This is a genomic window from Heyndrickxia shackletonii (genome assembly GCF_001420715.1).
In the GTDB taxonomy this organism is placed as follows: domain Bacteria; phylum Bacillota; class Bacilli; order Bacillales; family Bacillaceae_C; genus Margalitia; species Margalitia shackletonii.
On the sequence record NZ_LJJC01000006.1, the window covers coordinates 302854 to 322454 of the forward strand.

Consider the following 19601-nt stretch of genomic DNA (forward strand, 5'->3'; position numbering starts at 1 on the left):
TGGAGACTAACCATGACTACTGTATAAATTTGTATTAGTCTGCTTATATTATCCGTAGACAATTTTTATATAAGGATTTATAAGTTTCGCATCAAATAAAAGTTAAACCATGATTAGCGCAAGCAGCCTTAGGCTAGCGGATGAGCAAGGAGCTTACGCTTTTTTAATAGGAGGAAAGCCATGAATTTTGCCGCAAATCTCTTAATCATCATCGGGTTTATTTTCATCGCATTAGTAATCATCATCCTTGCTATTTTCATCATTTATCTATTAATTTTTGACCGTAACCAAAAGATGCATTCTATTTTGCGAAATTATCCTGCTCTTGGAAGGGTCCGTTACTTCTTTGAAAAAATCGGGCCAGAAATGCGTCAATATTGGTTTAATAGCGATACAGAAGGAAAACCTTTTTCAAGGGATGATTACGAACATATTGTAAGAAGCGCCAAATATAAACGTGATGTTATTGGCTTTGGTTCAAAACGTGATTTCGAAGGGGAAGGGTACTATGTCCGTAATGATATGTTTCCAAAGCTAACAGAAGAGTTGAAAGTTGACATGGAAACAATGGCGTTAACTCAAAGATACTTACTTATTAAGGATCCGCTTTTTTCCCAAAGAGAAGAAAAACTCGAAGAGGATGAGTCATCTGCCTACTTGCTTCACGATGACGATGCCATTGTGATTGGACCAAATACAAGACATCCCTTCGTTCTAAAAGGACTGATTGGAATGTCCGCCATGAGTTATGGTGCACTAGGAAAAAATGCGATTACCGCATTATCGAAAGGATTAGGTATAGCAAAAGGAACATGGATGAATACAGGAGAAGGCGGGCTTTCCCCTTACCATTTAGAGGGTGGAGTGGATATTATTATGCAAATCGGTCCTGCCTTATTTGGAATTCGCAATAAAGAAGGGGACGTCGATTGGGACGAGCTAAAAAGGAAAAGCGAAATTCCTCAAATAAAAGCGTTCGAAATCAAACTTGCCCAAGGTGCAAAAGCACGCGGTGGTCATATTGATGCGGAAAAGGTTAATCCGGAAATCGCAGAAATTCGTAAGGTGGAACCATATAAATCAGTAGACAGCCCAAACCGTTTTAAACAATTCAGTGATGTGCCTGCAATGTGTGAATTTATGGAGAAAATTCGGGAAGCTACCGGCAAACCAGTTGGATTGAAGATGGTGGTTGGAGGCAATGACAGTGCGGAGGAATTGGCAAAGTACATGAAAGAAACCGGTAAAGGTCCAGACTTTATTACGGTAGATGGAGGTGAAGGCGGAACCGGTGCTTCCTACCAAGAATTAATGGACAGTGTCGGATTGCCGATAAGGTCCGGGCTTCCCATCCTTGTGTCTACCCTAAAAAAATATGGAGTCCGTGATCGGGTTAAAATTATTGCCTCCGGAAAGCTGTTCACTCCAGATCGGGTAGCAATTGCACTGGCAATGGGGGCAGATCTTATTAATATCGCACGAGGATTCATGATATCAGTCGGGTGCATCCAAACGTTAAAATGTCAATCCAATACATGTCCTGTTGGGGTTGCTACGACCGATCCTGCTTTACAAAAAGCCCTAGTAATTGATGAGAAAAAATATCGAGTAGCAAACTATCTAATCACATTAAGAAAAGGATTGTTCCGAATTTCAGCAGCTGCAGGACTGGAATCACCTGTTCATTTCTCACCAAAAAATATTATGTATAAAGATGATAAAGGGGTTGTCTATTCACTGGAAAGTATTTTAAATGATATACAAAAACAAATTGATGCGGGTTAAAAACAGTGGCTTGGAGCTTCCAAACCACTGTTTTTTGTTATTTATTTCAGATTTATAATCCTGCGGTTTTTAACATCGAAAAAATGAAGCATAATCTCGTCAATTTTGTGCTTAATCACGCGAAAATCGAACTTAATCTCGTCAATTTTATCCTTAATCTCGCGAATCAGGACTTTGTGCACACACTCATCATATTTATCTCTATAAAACCTTCTCCAAAAAGTCTTTCGCTCTGCTTGTCCGAGGGGAATTAAAAAATTCCTCTGGTTTTCCTTCTTCCAGAAGTACCCCATCATCGAGAAACAGAACGCGATCCGCCACTTCCTTCGCAAATCCCATTTCATGTGTCACAATCGCCATCGTCATCCCAGATTGGGCGAGATCCTTCATAACATTCAGTACTTCCTTGACCATCTCCGGGTCCAGTGCTGATGTCGGTTCATCAAACAGCATTAGCTTCGGTTCCATCGCCAGAGCGCGAGCGATGGCAACACGCTGTTTCTGGCCACCCGAAAGATTATTGGGATAGGCATTCTCTTTTTCTGTTAAACCTACTCGCGACAGTAATTCCCTAGCCTTCTTTTCTGCAACTTGACGAGATTCACCTTTTACTTTCATCGGTGCATAGGTTAAGTTATCCAATACCGTCATATGCGGGAATAAATGAAAATGCTGAAAAACCATTCCGATTTGCTCACGGACTTTATTTATATTTGTCTTAGGATCCGTTATATCCTGATCATATACAAGAACTCTGCCTTTTGTCGGCTTTTCTAAAAGATTAATACAGCGAAGTAAAGTAGACTTTCCCGATCCGGATGGCCCAATGATAGAGACTACTTCTCCAGTATTAATACTCGTAGAAATATTTTTCAATACCTCGTTTTTCCCAAATGTTTTAGAAAGGTTTTCTACTTTAATCACTGTATTTCATTCTCCTTTCTAGCAGCTTACCTAGCAGCGTTAAAATTAAAACCATTGCCCAATAGATTAAACCAACGAAAATTAACGGTTCAAAATTTCGGTAGATTTTTGAACCAACTACCGTAGCTCGGCGCATTAGATCTAAATATCCAATGGTTGATACGATAGCAGATTCTTTCGTTAAAGAAATGAACTCATTCATTAATGCGGGTAATATATTTTTAAGGGCTTGGGGCATGATAAGATCCTTCATCATTAAACGATACGGGATGCCTAATGCTTGAGCCGCCTCTGTTTGTCCTTTATCAACCGCTTGAATTCCTGCTCTAATAATCTCTGAAACATATGCAGAAGAGTTTAAGCCAAAGGCTAAAATTGCCGATAAAAATGTGGAGATATCATATCCTGTTAATTGTGGAACTGCAAAATAAATAATCATTAATTGCAATATTAATGGGGTCCCACGAAAAATAGACGTATAAAAATCTGCAAACCATTTTAAAACTTTTATTCTGGAAATCTTAAATAATGCTAAACATGTACCTAATGCAAACCCAAAAATAATAGAAACAATAACAAATTTTAACGTAGCCCATATTCCTTTTATTATAAAAGGAATATAAGGCACAATTTGGCTAAAGTCCAAATTCATGCCTTACACCTCTTTTCAATAATTATCTTGGAAGGTAATTCTTCATTACATATACATTCATTATTTTTTAATCCACTTTGCCTTCAATTCATCCATTTTTCCGTTATCTTGCATTTCTTTTAAAATTTTGTCGACTTTGTCTACAAGATTGCTACCTTTAGGGAACGCGATTCCCATTCCCGGAGAGCTAGTTGTTGGATCATCAAAGCCTGTTAATCCTTGATTTTTAATATAGCCTTCTGCTACGGATTTATCTAAATATGCTGCCTGAATCCGACTAGATAATAGTTCTTGAATCAGCGTTGTGGAGTCATCCATCGCCTTTGTATCAAATTTAACCGTTTTTTGAAGGTTTTTGGCCCCTTCTTCTTGAATCGAACCTAGTTGAACACCTATTGTTTTGCCTTTTAAATCATCAACCGTATTAATCGAAGAACCTTTTTTTGTAACAAACATTTCACCTGAATGATGATATGGAGTAGAAAAGTCTACGTTCTTCTTTCTTTCTTCTGTAGCGGACATTCCGGAAAGCACCATATCGACACGTTTGGATTGTAAAGCACCTATTAATCCATCAAACTTCATATCTTTTATCTCAAGCTTATACCCTAGCTTTTTCGCAATATAATTACCGAGATCAACATCAAATCCTACTACATTCCCTGCTGTATCTCTTGTTTCAAATGGCGGAAAGTCAGCTGAGGTCCCCATGATTAAAACTTTCCCTTTTTTGGAGTCATCGCCATTGCTTCCATTCGCTTTGCTTTGGCCACAAGCTCCCATAAATACTGCTGTGATAATAACTACAAATAATAACATGTATTTCTTCATGTCTTTGCCTCCATTTGTTGTATATTTGAATTCATTATTATTAATAGATTTGTATTTTTATTCAACATAATGCATTTTAACACATATAATTAATCTTGCAAAGTGTATTTTTATTAATTTTTCACCTTTAAAAAAGCATTTTTATACATTCATAAAGAAACACCCCTATGAATAAGGGGTGCTTCCTCTGGATATTAAGCATTTACTTTTTCATAAAATTCTTCTTTCATTTTTTCAAAGACTTCTTTATTCGTAATTAAATCATAACCAGTTTGAGCAAGAGCCAAAGCACCTTTTGCCAGGATATTATGAGAGTTTTCCGTAATAGTGGTATCTGCAAATTCCTGTGTATGGGCGGTTAAACCAGGGGAATCAAGGCCAATATATGGATGAATGGCAGGGACAACATGACTTACATTCCCCATATCAATTGAACCATAGGATTCTTTTGATTTTTTAATTTCCGCTATACCAGTCGATAAAAGATTATTCGTGAAAAGATTTGATAATGTTTGATTAGTGACCATATTATCATAGCTTAGTTCATAATTATCGATATAAATTTGCGCACCTGTCATTAATGCCGCACCTTTTGCAATATTTTTTACCTTTTCCACTACCTCATTTAAATTATTGCGGTCCTTTGCACGCACATAAAATTGCGCAACTGCTTTATCAGGCACAATATTAGCGGCTAGCCCGCCTTCTTTAATAATCCCGTGAATGCGAACGTCAGAAGTAACATGCTGACGGAGAGCGTTAATCCCATTGAATAGCTGAATTGCTGTATCCAGTGCGTTAATGCCTTTTTCAGGAGAAGCAGCGGCATGGCTGGATTTACCTCTAAAGTCAAACTGAATCGCATCCATTGCTAATGATTCACCGCTTTCATAGGATTCATCAGAAGGATGCAAAATCATCGCAGCATCAATATCTTCAAAAATACCTTGCTCTGCCATCGGAACCTTTGCACCATTGGTTTCTTCTGCTGGTGTTCCCAGCACGACAACTCGGCCGCCAATTTCATCCAGCACTTTACTTAACAATACCCCTGCTCCAGCGCCCATTGTACCGATCATATTATGGCCGCATCCATGCCCGATTCCCGGCAATGCATCATACTCGGATAAATATGCAATGGTCGGTCCAGGCTTTTTACTATCGTATACTGCCTTAAATGCAGTAGGTCTGCCGACAATCCCTGTTTCGACCGTAAAATCATGTTCTTCCAAAAACTCCACTAATAGTTTCATAGAATTATATTCTTGGTCACCTAACTCTGGATGATGGTATAAATAATCGCTCATCTCCCAAAGCTTGCTTTGTATCGATTGTACATATGTTTTTAAAAGGTCCTTCATTTTCATGATCCTCCTGTATTTTTATACAAATTGTTAAATATTTATTATATTTTATAAATATACATCAAAAATAACCGTTCAACAATATTTCTAATCGAACTTTCATGAACATATTTATTATTACCTACTTTGTTATAGGAGGTAATTATGTACAATCAACGATTCCCTGATATAAAGCCATACTTGAAAACACATAGTTTAATGCCTGAAAATCAGGAAACACCTATAGCTTTTATAAAAAAAGATATTGTGGAAAATCCATTATTTTATAGACGCAATCATTTTCCCTATCCAATGCTCTCTTCCTCCTTCTATTGGCTCCCTATAAATGGCGCTGTCAAAGAGCCTAAACTCTTTTCGATGCAGGAACTCATTCAGTTTCCTGCAAAGAAGTTAAAAGTAGTCCTTGAATGTGCAGGAGATAAACGAAGCTTTTTTGAGCCAAAAGTATATGGAGAACAGTGGGGTAATGGTGGAATAAGTCAAGGTTATTGGAAGGGTGTACCTTTAAAAGCACTACTTGAACAAACCGGATTAAAGGATGATGCAAAGGAGGTTATAGTAGAAGGTTACGACTATGGCAAACAACCTGGTATCGATGGTATCCATAGGTTTGCCAGAAGCCTCCCGCTTGAAAAAGCACTCCATCCTGATACCATTATTGCCTATGAATATAATCATCAACCGATTCCGTTTAAGCATGGGTATCCTTTAAGACTGATTGTTCCGGGTTGGTATGCTATGGCATCAGTAAAATGGGTTAGACAAATAACCGTAATTGATTCGCATTTCAATGGTCCATTTCAGTCTATTGATTATGTTTATTACCCACATAAAGATAACAATAATGATTCTTTTCCTGTCACCAACATAAACGTGAACTCAACCATCCAAAAACCAAATAATATGCAAATTCTAAATGCAGGAAGACATACTATTAAAGGAATTGCCTGGACTGGAAAGGGTACAATACAGAGGGTTGAAATTAGTACAGATAATGGGCAAACATGGTCTTATGCTACTATCAAAAGTGATCACCGGTCCCAGTATGAATGGGTTTCTTGGTCCTATGAATGGGTTGTATCGGAAAAAGGTGAATATACCATTATGTCAAAGGCTACCGATTCGTATCACCAAACTCAGCCAATGAGCCCTTTTTGGAATCGAAAGGGGTATGGATATAATGCAGCGGATTGTATACGTGTGAAGGTTGAATAATTTAGAAAAGCGCAAGTGACGAAGCTCTAACGTACGGGTTTCATGACTTCGACGCAAGATTTAGGAAGAACAGTGAAGTATGATGCCTATTTATGATATGGATATTCACTAGGCTAGCCGGGGGCTGCTTTCACAAGACAATCAATTTAAGCGGACCTAGGATCCGTTATTTCTATAAAATGCCCCTAATTTAAGAGTTTAACGGACACTTATTCCGTTATTTATGAAAAAATAGGTGGAAATCACAACTTATATACAAAATAGCGGAACCTCAGTCCGCAAAAAAGAGGAAAAAGCCCATTTTGTCACAAATAACGGATTTAGTGTCCGCCAAGTTCCAACAATTTGATATATTTGAAGACCAAATCAAAAATATGATTTGGTCTTCTGATTAAACCTATGAGTCTATCTTTTCCTTTTCCCATTTATCTGTCTTCCACAATTTCCCCGGCCAAAAGGCATAGCGGCCAAGCACAGTAGTGATTGCAGGAACCAATAGTGGCCGAACGATAAATGTATCTAGTAAAACACCTATTGCTGTAACAATACCGAACTGTAATAATACTTGAATCGGCAAGGTAGCTAATACTGCAAATGTACCCGCTAATATAAGACCTGCAGAGGTGATAACACTGCTCGTTTCACTAACTCCATTTGCGATTGCAAGACGGTGCGGCTGGGTTCGCCTGTTTTTCCAAATGCTTGAGATCATAAAGATATTATAATCCTCACCGAGGGCCACTAAGAAAACAAAGGAATATAACGGAATCAATCCGGAAATCGCCGGAATATCCATTCCGTAATGAATCAGAAGCCAGCTTGCGCCTAAAGCAGAAAAATAGGAAAGCAACACTGTTATGATTAGATAAATAGTAGCTACAATGGAACGTAAATATAAAAGTAAAAGTGCTGCTATAATTGCTATCACTACTGGAACAATTACTTTGGTATCACGATCCGTTATATTTTCCGTATCATAAAGCTTCGAGGTTTCCCCGCCAATCCAATAATGCCCCTTTGCTTTAATCCCTGCGTCATGTAAAATTCCGGAAACTTCTTTGGTAACTTTAGGTACTGATTCTACTGATTGGGTGCTGTATGGATTTCCTTTTAAAATAACATTATATGATAAATAGTTTTCATTCTTCCCTTTTGTTGGTTCTGAAACACTTTCTACAAAAGAGCGTTTACTTAATTGCTCTTTTATTGGAAGATCCTTTCCTTCACTGTTTACTATCAATTTCATAGGTGCAAGTTCACCCGCTGAGAAATGATCTGCCATTATCGTAAATCCTTCTCGTGATGGCATATCCTTTGGAAACGAATCAATTAAATTTTGTGTATATTGGATTCGAGGTGAAAAGGCTGCTAGCCCGACTAGTAAAACAACACTTAATATAATGACAGTCCAGGGTTTTCCAACTACAAAATTGCCAAACCTTTTGCTCCAATTTCCAGATGGCCGGCGAATTTTCTTTCCCTTTTTCCATTCTAATTCTTTTACCATTTCCTCTGTTCTAGGGACAAATGGAAAGAATGATATCCTCCCGAAAATCGCAAGTAATGCTGGAAGCAAGGTTAATGCAGCGATTCCCATAATAAGAATAACTAAACTAAAAGGGATGGCAAACCGCTGAAAAGATCCGTAATGTGCTAATAACAATGTGCTTAAACTCAAAACAACGGTAATGGCACTTACGAATATTGCCCCTCCAGAATGCTTCACCGCTTTTTTCAATGCCGTGAATTTATCGGGCTCTTCTAATAAGTACTCCCTGTATTTAGAGACTAAAAATAAACAATAATCGGTTCCTGCACCAAATAACAATACAGTCATAATCGAGATAGCTTGAGAATCTACGGTGATAATGCCTTTCTTCGCTAAAAATCCAAGAATAGGTCCTGTTAACCCGTACGCAAATCCAACGCCGATAAGGGGCACAATTGCGAGAATCGGTGAACGGTATAACACGATTAACAAAATTAACACCAAAAGAATCGTCGAAATTAACAATGTAATATCTGCTTTACTAAATAGCGCGGCAGCATCCGTTGAAATTCCCGCTGGTCCGGTAAAACGCACATGTAATCCGGATTCATTAATCTTTTTATCCAAAAGATCCTTCGATATTTCTTTACCCATATAACTTTTAAGCTTTGATAAATTTTCTGCTATATCGTCGGAACTAGCCTTTTCATCCAAAAAGATCGGTGTTACAAGGGATGTGCCGTCTTCTGAAACAGAAGACTTTAAAGCTTCTGCCGGAAGATTTCCCAAAGGAGGAATAAAGCTTTGTTCCGGCAAAGGGCTAGTTTTTAAATGCTTATATAATTTTGTTACTTGTTGTAAATCCTGGTTTGTCAAACCATCCTCTCGAAACCAAACTAACAGCAACGGTGTTCCTGAATTATTCGGAAACTGTTTTTTCGCCACTTGTTCTGCCTGGACGGACATTGTATTCTTAGGCAAATTAGTTGCCCCATTATCCGCCATTTTATTTACGTTTGGGAAAATAGAAGAAAGAAGGCCGACTAAAACAACCCATATAAGAAGTGTTATCCATCTCCCTTTTCGGCTTGAGGTTGCTTCTATAAAACGAACGAGAAACTTCATTGCTCTCCCCCCTTGAAAATACATACCAACTTTGATTTAAAATATATATACAATAAAATTAATTATATATACTGGTTAGTTAATTTTCAAAAGAAATTATTTTGAACTTTTAACAGGGAGAAGATACAGATGGCAGAGCAAAAACAAGGTCGAACACTTGGCAGACCAAAAAGTAAAGGCAAAACATTACCCACAAGGGACGTTATTTTACAAGCAGCGACACGTCTATTTTTTGAAAATGGATTTCAAAAGGTATCTGTTGACGATATTGCCTCTGAGGCTGGAATGACAAAGGCAACTGTTTACTACTACTTCGATACAAAAGCAGAGCTTTTTAAAGAAACGATCGTTTCACTGATGGGTAGAATACGCGAACGAATAATTCAAATACTTAGCATAGATAAACCATTATATGAAAGGCTATTTGATGTTACCATCGCCCATTTACAAGCGACAACCTCCTTTGATTTAGATGGATTTATGAGAGAATCCAGATCTTCTTTATCCGATGAACAAATACAGGCAATGAAAATAGCCGAAGAAAAAATGTATAGCAGCATTGAAGATGCATTTATAGCTGCTGGAAAAGCTAAAGAGATACCCAGTATTAACGCAAAATTCGCCGCTCATTCTTACATTGCATTAGTTAAAGTGGGGAATTATAAACAATCGGATGGAACTCGTTTTTTTGCAACTGCCGAGGAAACAGCTACAAATATATTGAATGTATTCTGGAAAGGCTTTTTTGGTAAATAATTCGTTTACTACATGAACCATGGATTTTTGTGCTTCACATAAATTTTTTAAAACTTTGACATAATGAATAAAATAAGGTAAATTAACAATATACGAACGTTTAAAAATAACACACGCTAAATATTCGTGTTTTGAGGTGAAATCCATGGAAAATGTATTTGATTACGAAGATATTCAATTAATTCCTAATAAATGTATTGTTAATAGCCGTTCTGAATGTGATACAACTGTAACTTTGGGAGGGCACACTTTTAAATTGCCTGTTGTACCCGCAAATATGCAGACCATTATGGATGAGAAAAACTCCATTTTCCTAGCAGAAAACGGTTACTTTTATATTATGCACCGTTTCCAACCAGAGAAGCGAATTGCCTTTATTAAGGATATGAAGTCCCGAGGATTAATTGCATCCATCAGCGTTGGCGTGAAAGAGGAAGAGTATCAATTCATTGAGGAATTGGCGCAACAAAATCTAGTACCGGAATTTATTACGATTGATATTGCACACGGTCATTCTAATGCAGTAATCAACATGATTCAGCATATTAAAAAGCATTTACCTAAAAGCTTTGTTATTGCAGGAAACGTTGGTACTCCTGAGGCTGTAAGAGAATTAGAAAATGCCGGTGCAGATGCAACAAAGGTCGGTATCGGACCAGGAAAAGTATGTATCACGAAAATTAAAACTGGATTTGGGACAGGCGGTTGGCAGCTAGCTGCTCTTCGCTGGTGTGCTAAAGCCGCAAGCAAGCCAATCATTGCCGATGGTGGCATTCGCACACATGGTGATATCGCAAAATCAATTCGATTTGGTGCAACAATGGTCATGATTGGATCCTTATTTGCCGGACATGAAGAATCACCTGGGGAAACGATTGAAAGGGATGGAAAGCTATTTAAAGAATATTTCGGTTCCGCTTCTGAATTTCAAAAAGGGGAAAGAAAAAATGTAGAAGGCAAAAAAATGCTTGTAGAGCACAAAGGCCATTTAATCGATACCTTAATCGAAATGGAGCAAGACCTTCAATCCTCTATTTCTTACGCAGGCGGCAATAAATTAGATGCGATTCGTAATGTGGATTATGTCATTGTAAAAAACTCTATATTTAATGGGGATAAAGTATATTAAAATGGGCGGGGGGACAAGTTCCTTTTCACTTAAGTGGGAAAAGGAAACTATCCCCTCATTATGTTATACCCGTTCAAAACTTCCCACTATTTTGGTTCCGTGTACTTCCTTTACACCTAATGTGCTTGAGATGAAGGCAGAGTTTTGATCCGTGATTCCACCGCCAGGCAGAATAATAATTCGATTTCCAGCATAATCAACGTATTCTTTTAACCTATTTAAATTGCCTTCAATTGATGTATGACTCGGTCCTCCATGTGTCAAAATACGATGAACATTATGCTTTGCCAACCAATCAATAGCACGAAATTGGGATTCACTTTTTATGTGGTCAAATGCCATATGGAAGGTAATGTCCATACCTTTTGCCGCATCTAGTAGGAGTTTCATTGCAATCTCATCTATCCAGCCATTCTCATCTAAACATCCGATTACAACCCCATCTCCTCCTAATTGTTTGCAATGGATGATGTCCTCGTACATCATATCCAATTCTTCTTGATTGTAGATAAAGTTTCCTCCACGAGGTCTAATAATAGTCATTACTTTTACGTTTTTGCTTTTGCAATATATAATCGTTTTAACAAGAACACCATGACTGACTGTGGTTCCCCCGACTGACAGATTGTCACACAACTCAATGCGATTAGCCCCTCTTGCAATGGCCTCGGGAACAACCGTAAAATTTTCTACGCAAACCTCTTTAATCATCTTCTATCCTCCTAACAAAAAAGGATCAGTGAGAAAATCTTACTATACTCACTGACCATTTATTACAAGTTTACCATTTTTGAAGGGACTTTATTTGGCAAGCTCATATATGGTAAGAGCATAAATCTCCATATTTTTCATTAAATCACTAAGAGACATATACTCGTCCTTATTATGGGCAATCCCCTTTTGTCCAGGAAATGACGGTCCAAATGCAATCGTATTTGGCATAAACCGGGCATATGTGGCTCCTGTTGTTGTAACAGGGGTACCGTCCATTCCAGTACATTTTTCATAAATATTCTTCATCACCGATAACATAGGATGATTTAAATCAAATTGGGTAGATGGCATTCTTCGATTAATAATAATCTTACTGTTATCAGGCAGATTTGCTTTTAGTGTTTGTAGGATCGTTTCTTCTTTTATGGAAATCGGATACCTCATGGAAACAGATAGGAGCACCGCTTCGTCTTCTATCTCCAATTTATAGGGGGTAAGCAATAGCTTGCCCGAAGCTTCATCAGCGTACTCCAAATTCAGCCCTTCACCATTATGCTTAAGATGAAATCCTTGTTCCAGCCAGTTTAGATAATAGGCAAATTGGCCATTAAATACTCCTGCTTCTCTAGCAAATATTGTAATGACATTTTCCCCTAATTCAGGTGCATTGCTTGGAGATCTTTTACCGAATAGTTCTTTCCATTGACCATCTGAAAATTGTATCTTCATATGATCCGGTACACTGCTTTTTGTAAAATCCGCTTCGATTTTTTCAATTGAAGCATGTGAACCATCTGTTATGCACGTTTTGATTGTAACATCGATTAAGCCTCGTTCCCCATATACAGCTGGATATTTGCAGTCAGGTGTAAAACCATATAAAGGCGGATGTTCCTTTTCAAGATAAAGGGGAATATCATGGCATCCGCTTTCCTCATTTGTTCCAAACATAACCCGTATCGTTTTTGAAAGTGGAATATTTAGCATTTTCAATGTATAAAGCGCATACAAACAACTGATGATTGGACCTTTATTGTCTAATATGCCACGACCATATAGGTTTCCATTTTCAAACGTTAAATCGAAGGGCGGATAATTCCAACCGTCACCTGCCGGAACAACATCCAGATGTCCCAGTACACCGATATAGTCTTGATTGTTCTCACCAAGCTGCGCATAACCAACTGCATGATTTACTACTCCTGTTTGAAAGCCCATATTTTCAGCGAGCAATAATACTTGGTTCAGTGCCTGCTTTGGCCCTTCACCGAATGGGGCTTCTGGCTTTGGCTTTTCTTCCACACTTTCAATCTGCATGATTTGTCGAAGTCCAGACAGGAAAATCTCTTTATTTGCCTTAACTGCATCTATTATCTTTTCATGCATGAAGGAACACCCCGCTTATTTAGAAGCATATTTTTTCTTCCAGCTCTTTTGTATCATGGTCATTTGCTTTCTCAACTACTAATTTTGCCATATTCTGAAGGGAATCGTTCAATCCAATTCCACCTTTTTTTGGCATTTTCTCAACCGGAAAATCTTTGCTGTATTTTTCCGTTGCCGGATTTTCCAAGGACATTGCTGCGATAGCCGGGATTCCTTGTTCATTAAATGCTTTTGCTAAGCTACCGCACATTTCTCCAAATAGAGGATAGTGCATGGCTGGACCGCAAAGAACAGCATCTGCTTCGAACTTTTTCGCAAAACCAACAAATTTCTTTTGGACTTCTAAAGGACTGGAAGCAAAATATTGATCACCGCAATAGAGTGTTGCAATTATTTTTGCGTCCAGCTCTGCAAGAAATGGTTCTAGTGTTTTTCCAGGACCAATTGCCGACTTTTTTCCACCCGGTTGCAGCATCGCGTTCTCATCACTGCCAAAGCCTGCTTGTACATGATTTAGAACTAATATAATCTTTCTCATTACCCCATCTCCTATAGGCTTTCAAAATCGATATCATCAAAGGAAATATCTTCATCCTCTTTTTCGTTTGCTTTTTTCTCTTCTTCTAAATATTGTTTATCAAGCACCTTTATAAATGGATAATAAATGAACATTCCTAAAACAAATAAGATTGCTTGTAAAACCGCTCCTTGCCAACCGCTGACGAGAAGACCTGAAATAATTATTGGCGTTGTCCAAGGTAGCTGAATGCCATTTGTAAACGGAACAAGACCCCAATCCATGGCAAAATAAGTAATAATAATATTGATGGTCGGAACAATGACAAAAGGTATTAAAATAATTGGATTTAATACAATTGGCAGACCGAAAATAATCGGTTCATTAATACCAAATATTCCAGGAACTAAAGAGAGCTGAGATAATTTTTTTGTTCTTTGACTCTTGCAAACAATTAGCATTACAACAATAAGGGAAAGAGTAGAACCCGCACCGCCAAATGTTGCAAACATATCTTGAAAATCACCGGTAATGATATTTGGCAGTTTTTCCCCATGTTTAAAAGCATCTAAATTTTCCAATGATAGAGCTCGGAGAACTGGGTTAAATACAGCCCCTACTACACTGGATCCGTTGATACCAAAAAACCAGAAAAAGTGTAAGAATAAATAAGCTACGATCATAGCTCCAAGAGTATTTCCCAGTTTTACTAATGGATATTGCAAAAATTGATAAATAAATTCTTGTACACTGCCAAATGGAGTAATGGAAAAGAGCCAGCTGATGATAAAGAAAATCGTAATCACTAAGAATCCCGGAATAAGAGATTCAAAGGATTTCACTACAGTTGGCGGAACTCCCGCAGGCATTTTGATAACCCAACCCTTTTTTACAAAAATAGCGAAAAGTCTTGTCCCTAAAAGAGCTACAATAATTCCTAAAAATAAACCTCTTGATCCCATCCACTGCATTGGCAGTCCGGCAACATGATAGAGTTTATCTGTTCCTTCCGGTGTGAAATCAATCGTTAATGGTGTCACGATAAAAAATAACACAAGCGACATAACCCCTGCTGCTATTGCGTCAATTTCTAATAGCCTTCCTAAGCTATAGGCTATCCCTACAACAGCAAGTATTGTCATGACATCAAAGCTTGCTGAGGCAGGCATACTCATTTTGGTCGCCCAATCATCACCTAAAAGATGAGTCATCCACGTATTCCAAATTGGAATTGGGAAGTTTGCAATTAATAGAAAAGTAGAACCTATTATCAACATTGGTGTTGAGATTAAAAAGCCATCTCTGATGGCAATTAAATATTTATTTTCCCCAATCGCCTTAGCAAGCGGCATTAAGAATTTTTCCATTAGGCTCATGAATTTTTTCACGTTGATCGTTTCTCCCTTCCTGCTGTCCATTAACCTATTTTTTATTTTTGATTAATTTTAACGCCTCTTTTAATGCCTTTTCCCCATCCATAGCTCCATAGATTTCCGGTGCAATTGCCGCAACTGGGATACCCATCGGCTCGAATGTTTCCTGTGTTGATTTCAACAAGAATTTGACCTGTGGCCCAAGTAAGATACAGATTGGTTTCTCTTTTTCTACCGTTTCTTGTGCTCTAGCAATCGGATAAGCGGATATCTCAAGCGGCATATTGTGCTTGTCTGCTATTCCCTGCATTTGATTTACCATTATGCTAGTTGACATCCCTGCATCACAAAACAAATAGATTTTCTTTTTTCCCATTTTTGCTTCCTCCATTTCAGGTGCATTCATATTTTTAATCATTTGGAAAGTTTCTGTTAATTATTTATACAGGAAAACCTTTAAAAAGGGCTTTTCACTTATAAGTGCAATCTTATTATTGATTACGATTTAAGATATTTTTAAATTTGTATTTGTCTGCTCGATAATAAGAGGTGTCAAATAATATTGGATACCCATCAATAGAGAAGGTAACAGAATGAACTAAAAAAACAGGGTTGCCAATAGGTACCTGTAACAGTTCACTCAACCTTTCATCAATAAGAACTGCCTCGATATCCTGATGAGAATAGCCAATTTTTATATGTTTTTCTATCGCCTCAAATAAAGATGTTTCCACTTCTTCTTTTGTTATTTCACTGACAACTGATTTATTCAAATAAATTTCTTCATACGTCATCGGCTCATTATCTGCATAGCGAATCCGCTCTATATGGTGTATTGGTGCATCTTTTTCTAAATGCAGGGAACTTCTTACAGCATCTGAATAATTGCTGGTTTCCGTCAGGTCAATTACCTTTGTCTTGGTTTGCATACCATAAAGTTTTGCAGCCTCGGAAAAACCAACCAATCCTGATCCACCGCTTAAGATTTTCGCTTTAGCCATGACATAGGTACCCTTATTTTTTTGCTTTACGACATAATTTAATTGAGCCAGATGATCAATTGATTTTCGAACAGTAAGCCGGCTTACATCATATTTCTTGGCAAGCTCATATTCAGACGGCAATTTTTGATGCACACCATACTTTCCTTTTTCAATTTCTTCTATTAAACGTTCTGCCACTTCTAAATAAACTGCTTTCGGCATCGTCATCTCTTTTCTCTCCTAGTTTTAAAGACCTTATTATTATTGAATGGGTCTTTTAATTCTTTCTTCATATGCATCAAGCCATTCTTGTGATGCTTCTTCTATAATTGTTGTATGGCCTTCGCCTTTATTCGCTAAATAAATCTTTGGTGATTCCTTATCAGTAGCTACAACAAAAGAAAATTCTACATTTGTTGCAACGCCCCATTCCCCTTTATTATTCATACAGACCAATGAAAATGCTCCTGCTTTTCCTTTGCGTTTCGCTAATTTATCATGGAACTCATAAACCGCTTTGTCAGCAGCGGCTTGCGGTGACAGCCCTTCACCCATTAGACGAACAATTTCATAGCTCAAACAGCCTTTCATCAAATCTTCACCTAATCCGGTTGCTGTAGCACCACCGATTTCACTGTCTACATAAAAGCCGGAACCGGATAATGGTGAGTCACCAACACGTCCTTGCTTTTTCATAAATAAACCTGAGCTCGATGTACCAGCAACCATCGATTTATTCTTGTCTAAGCAAACAGCTCCAACTGTATCATGTCCATCATAAGGGCTTAAATTGCTATTTTTCATTTCCTCTAAACGGTTCTCCCAAATCTTTTTGGCACGCTCCGTAAGCATATTGATTCTTTCAAAATTGTTTTTTTGCGCATATGCAGTAGCTCCACTTCCAACAAGGAAACTATTAAAACGATTGTTGCTTAATTTTCGGGCAACTGAAATTGGATTTTTCACATCTTGTATTCCTGCGACTGCGCCAATATTAAAATTATCACCGTCCATATAAGCTGCATCTAATTCCACAATTCCTTGCTCATTTGGCAATCCGCCATATCCGACCGACTTATAAAAAGGGTAATCTTCTACCGCTTTGATTGTATTCTCTAATGCATCCTTTGCACTTAAGCCTTGGCTTAAGTCTTCGGCTGCACCCATTATTCCTTCATATGCCATACGCCAAGTTGCAATGATTCCCCACTTCAAACGACTTTTCCCTCCTTCATTTCAAATATTATTTGATAAAGATTGATCTGCTCATTTATAAAAATATCCGCCAAAGATGCTTTTGTCATATGATCTTGAGCGTGTACCAGAATTGGTGAGTATGTAATAGTTTCACCTTGAGCTTCTTTCACTAATAATTCAGTATGAATTTTATGAGCTTCATTTAAAGTATCTTTTGCATCTTTCATCAATTTTTTAGCCTCTACAATATTTCCGGCCTTTGCATTTTCTAGCCCCTCCATCATCATAGAAAAACTATCTCCTGCCTTGGAAATAAGTTGAAAGGCAAATAAGTTCATCTCATCCATACTAACTCCCCTTTATTCTGAAATTAAAAATAGTATATACCATTTTGTATATACTATTCAATAGCCAATCTATTAAACTATTTTAATTGTTGGACTATATTTAAATATGGAAATCTATTATTTATTGCTAATTAGAGGATTTATAAGTGAAAGTTCCAAAAAGTTTCAATGAAATTTACCTGATTTAGGAAATCCTTCCGCTTTTCTACTAAAAATTAAGAGACATTGCCCGATAATCGCAATGTCTCTTGTCTCATGATGAAAAGGATCATGTTCCCTATTTTTATTTATAATTTTTCTCCATTTGTAGCAATTACTTCTTTATACCAATAGAAGGATTTTTTCTTCTTCCGTTCTAACGTTCCGCTGCCATCGTCATGTTTATCAACGTAAATGAATCCGTAGCGCTTCGACATTTCTCCTGTGGACGCACTAACTAAGTCGATGCATCCCCAAGGCGTATAACCCATCAATTCAACGCCATCTTCAATAGCTTCGCGCATTTGTTCTATATGCTCACGTAAATATTCAATTCGATAATCATCGTTAATGGAGCCATCTGCTTCTACCGTATCCTTCGCTCCTAAACCATTCTCCACAATAAAAAGTGGTTTACGGTAGCGATCATAGAATTCGTTTAATGTAATTCTTAAACCGATAGGATCAATTTCCCATCCCCATTCACTTGCTTTAAGGAATGGATTTTTTATTCCTCCAATAATATTTCCGTCCCCTTGCTCAGCCGCTGTTTTGTGTTTCTTTTCAGTACGGGACATGTAGTAACTAAAGCTGATAAAATCGACCGGATACTGTTTAATCAATTCTAAATCACCCGGTTGAATATCAAGATTAATATTATGTTCTTTAAAATAACGCTTAATGAAGGTAGGATATTCCCCTCTTACTTGAACATCCGCGCAGAAATTATTAAAAATACGTCCCTCTTGAAGGGCATACATGACATTTTCAGGGTTACAATCATAAGAATAGGTTGGTGCATAAAGAATCATACAGCCGATTTTTGCATCAGGAATCATTTCGTGGCAAGCTTTCACCGCTAAACTGCTTGCAATAAATTGATGATGGTATGCCTGGAATGTCCCTTGGTATTTATCTTCCTCATTATAAATGGAAAAACCAAGACCCATAATTGGCATGGCAAGACCAGAATTAATTTCATTGAAAGTTAACCAATATTTCACTTTATCCTTATAGCGTGAAAAAATCGCTTTTACGTATTTTTCAAAGAATGCAACTACCTCGCGGCTTCTCCAACCACCATAATTTTTTACAAGGTATACGGGCATTTCATAATGAGAAATCGTAACTACCGGTTCAATTCCATGCTTATGCAATTCATCGAACACTCTATCATAAAATGCTAAACCTTCTTCATTTGGTTCCAACTCATCTCCGTTAGGAAAAATCCTTGTCCAAGCGATGGACATACGGTAGCACTTGAAACCCATTTCTGCAAATAAGGCGATATCTTCCTTATAGCGATGATAAAAATCAATTGCTTCATGATTAGGATAAGTATATTTATCTTCGTGAATTTCAAAATCAAAGCCTGGTGATTGTAAAATTTTCAGACGTTCTTTTCCTCCAGGCAGAACATCGGCAATGTTTAATCCTTTATTTCCTTCATGAAAACCGCCTTCTAATTGGTTCGCAGCCGTAGCCCCTCCCCATAAAAAGCCTTGTGGGAATCTTTTACTTGTGTTTGCCATTCAGATTACCTCCGTAAAAATTTATTAAAAGTAAATGGCAGTTATAAAAATAACCGCCAAAGATTTTTCGAGTAAGTAAGACAC

General features: G+C 37.6%; 18 protein-coding genes. 4 read left to right on the forward strand and 14 right to left on the reverse strand.

Annotated features, from left to right (window positions below):
* The first annotated feature begins 180 nt into the window (after positions 1–180).
* A complete protein-coding gene (locus tag AN964_RS19815; RefSeq protein ID WP_055741547.1) occupies positions 181–1785 on the forward strand; it encodes an FMN-binding glutamate synthase family protein in 1605 nt (534 codons plus the stop codon).
* A 201-nt stretch (positions 1786–1986) separates the two neighbouring features.
* On the opposite strand, the gene AN964_RS19820 is transcribed toward AN964_RS19815, so the two are convergent.
* From AN964_RS19820 to AN964_RS19835, 4 genes are all read right to left on the reverse strand, one after another.
* Positions 1987–2709, reverse strand: coding sequence for an amino acid ABC transporter ATP-binding protein (locus tag AN964_RS19820; protein ID WP_055741548.1), 723 nt, complete (start codon positions 2707–2709; stop codon positions 1987–1989).
* Entirely contained in the window at positions 2702–3361 is a 660-nt protein-coding gene (locus AN964_RS19825) for an amino acid ABC transporter permease (protein ID WP_055741549.1), read from the reverse strand. The genes AN964_RS19820 and AN964_RS19825 overlap by 8 nt, the downstream gene beginning before the upstream one ends.
* Before the next feature lie 60 nt (positions 3362–3421).
* Positions 3422–4192, reverse strand: a complete 771-nt coding sequence (locus AN964_RS19830) for a basic amino acid ABC transporter substrate-binding protein (RefSeq protein WP_055741550.1) — start codon at positions 4190–4192, stop codon at positions 3422–3424.
* A gap of 194 nt (positions 4193–4386) precedes the next feature.
* The gene (locus AN964_RS19835; protein ID WP_055741551.1) at positions 4387–5553 is read right to left on the reverse strand and encodes a M20 family metallopeptidase; all 1167 of its coding nucleotides are present in this window, start codon (positions 5551–5553) and stop codon (positions 4387–4389) included.
* 147 nt (positions 5554–5700) lie between these two features.
* Between AN964_RS19835 and AN964_RS19840 the strand changes: the two genes are divergently transcribed.
* The gene (locus AN964_RS19840) at positions 5701–6771 is read left to right on the forward strand and encodes a sulfite oxidase (protein WP_055741552.1); all 1071 of its coding nucleotides are present in this window, start codon (positions 5701–5703) and stop codon (positions 6769–6771) included.
* Positions 6772–7168: 397 nt separating this feature from the next.
* Here AN964_RS19840 and AN964_RS19845 read toward each other — a convergent pair whose 3' ends face one another.
* Entirely contained in the window at positions 7169–9385 is a 2217-nt protein-coding gene (locus AN964_RS19845) for an MMPL family transporter (RefSeq protein ID WP_055741553.1), read from the reverse strand.
* Positions 9386–9514: 129 nt separating this feature from the next.
* On the opposite strand from AN964_RS19845, the gene AN964_RS19850 reads away from it, so the two are divergent.
* Both AN964_RS19850 and guaC read left to right on the forward strand, forming a co-directional pair.
* Positions 9515–10141: a TetR/AcrR family transcriptional regulator gene (locus AN964_RS19850; protein ID WP_055741554.1), complete on the forward strand. Its 627-nt coding sequence runs from the start codon at positions 9515–9517 to the stop codon at positions 10139–10141.
* Positions 10142–10286: 145 nt separating this feature from the next.
* On the forward strand, positions 10287–11270 hold the full coding sequence (gene guaC / locus AN964_RS19855; RefSeq protein ID WP_055741555.1) for a GMP reductase: 984 nt from the start codon (positions 10287–10289) through the stop codon (positions 11268–11270).
* Positions 11271–11333: 63 nt separating this feature from the next.
* Here guaC and AN964_RS19860 read toward each other — a convergent pair whose 3' ends face one another.
* The 9 genes from AN964_RS19860 to AN964_RS19900 all read right to left on the reverse strand — a co-directional run bounded on the left by AN964_RS19860 (position 11334) and on the right by AN964_RS19900 (position 19517).
* On the reverse strand, positions 11334–11981 hold the full coding sequence (locus AN964_RS19860) for a copper homeostasis protein CutC (RefSeq protein ID WP_055741556.1): 648 nt from the start codon (positions 11979–11981) through the stop codon (positions 11334–11336).
* Between the two features lie 90 nt (positions 11982–12071).
* Positions 12072–13370 carry a Sapep family Mn(2+)-dependent dipeptidase gene (locus AN964_RS19865; RefSeq protein WP_055741557.1) on the reverse strand — a complete coding sequence of 433 codons (1299 nt, stop codon included), beginning with the start codon at positions 13368–13370 and terminating at the stop codon, positions 12072–12074.
* 19 nt (positions 13371–13389) lie between these two features.
* Positions 13390–13908 (reverse strand): GrdB-related putative oxidoreductase, encoded by a 519-nt coding sequence (locus AN964_RS19870; RefSeq protein ID WP_055741558.1) that lies wholly within the window; start codon positions 13906–13908, stop codon positions 13390–13392.
* A gap of 11 nt (positions 13909–13919) precedes the next feature.
* Positions 13920–15275 (reverse strand): PTS cellobiose transporter subunit IIC, encoded by a 1356-nt coding sequence (gene celB, locus AN964_RS19875; RefSeq protein WP_055741559.1) that lies wholly within the window; start codon positions 15273–15275, stop codon positions 13920–13922.
* 34 nt (positions 15276–15309) lie between these two features.
* Complete coding sequence (locus AN964_RS19880; RefSeq protein ID WP_055741880.1) at positions 15310–15636, reverse strand: PTS sugar transporter subunit IIB; 327 nt, start codon at positions 15634–15636, stop codon at positions 15310–15312.
* Positions 15637–15751: 115 nt separating this feature from the next.
* The gene (locus tag AN964_RS19885) at positions 15752–16471 is read right to left on the reverse strand and encodes a GntR family transcriptional regulator, LSA1692 subfamily (protein WP_200915632.1); all 720 of its coding nucleotides are present in this window, start codon (positions 16469–16471) and stop codon (positions 15752–15754) included.
* 33 nt (positions 16472–16504) lie between these two features.
* Positions 16505–17458: a glycosylasparaginase gene (locus AN964_RS19890; RefSeq protein WP_055741560.1), complete on the reverse strand. Its 954-nt coding sequence runs from the start codon at positions 17456–17458 to the stop codon at positions 16505–16507.
* Complete coding sequence (locus AN964_RS19895; protein WP_055741561.1) at positions 17455–17787, reverse strand: PTS sugar transporter subunit IIA; 333 nt, start codon at positions 17785–17787, stop codon at positions 17455–17457. The genes AN964_RS19890 and AN964_RS19895 overlap by 4 nt, the downstream gene beginning before the upstream one ends.
* Positions 17788–18074: 287 nt before the next feature.
* Positions 18075–19517, reverse strand: a complete 1443-nt coding sequence (locus AN964_RS19900; RefSeq protein WP_055741562.1) for a glycoside hydrolase family 1 protein — start codon at positions 19515–19517, stop codon at positions 18075–18077.
* Between the last annotated feature and the right edge of the window lie 84 nt (positions 19518–19601).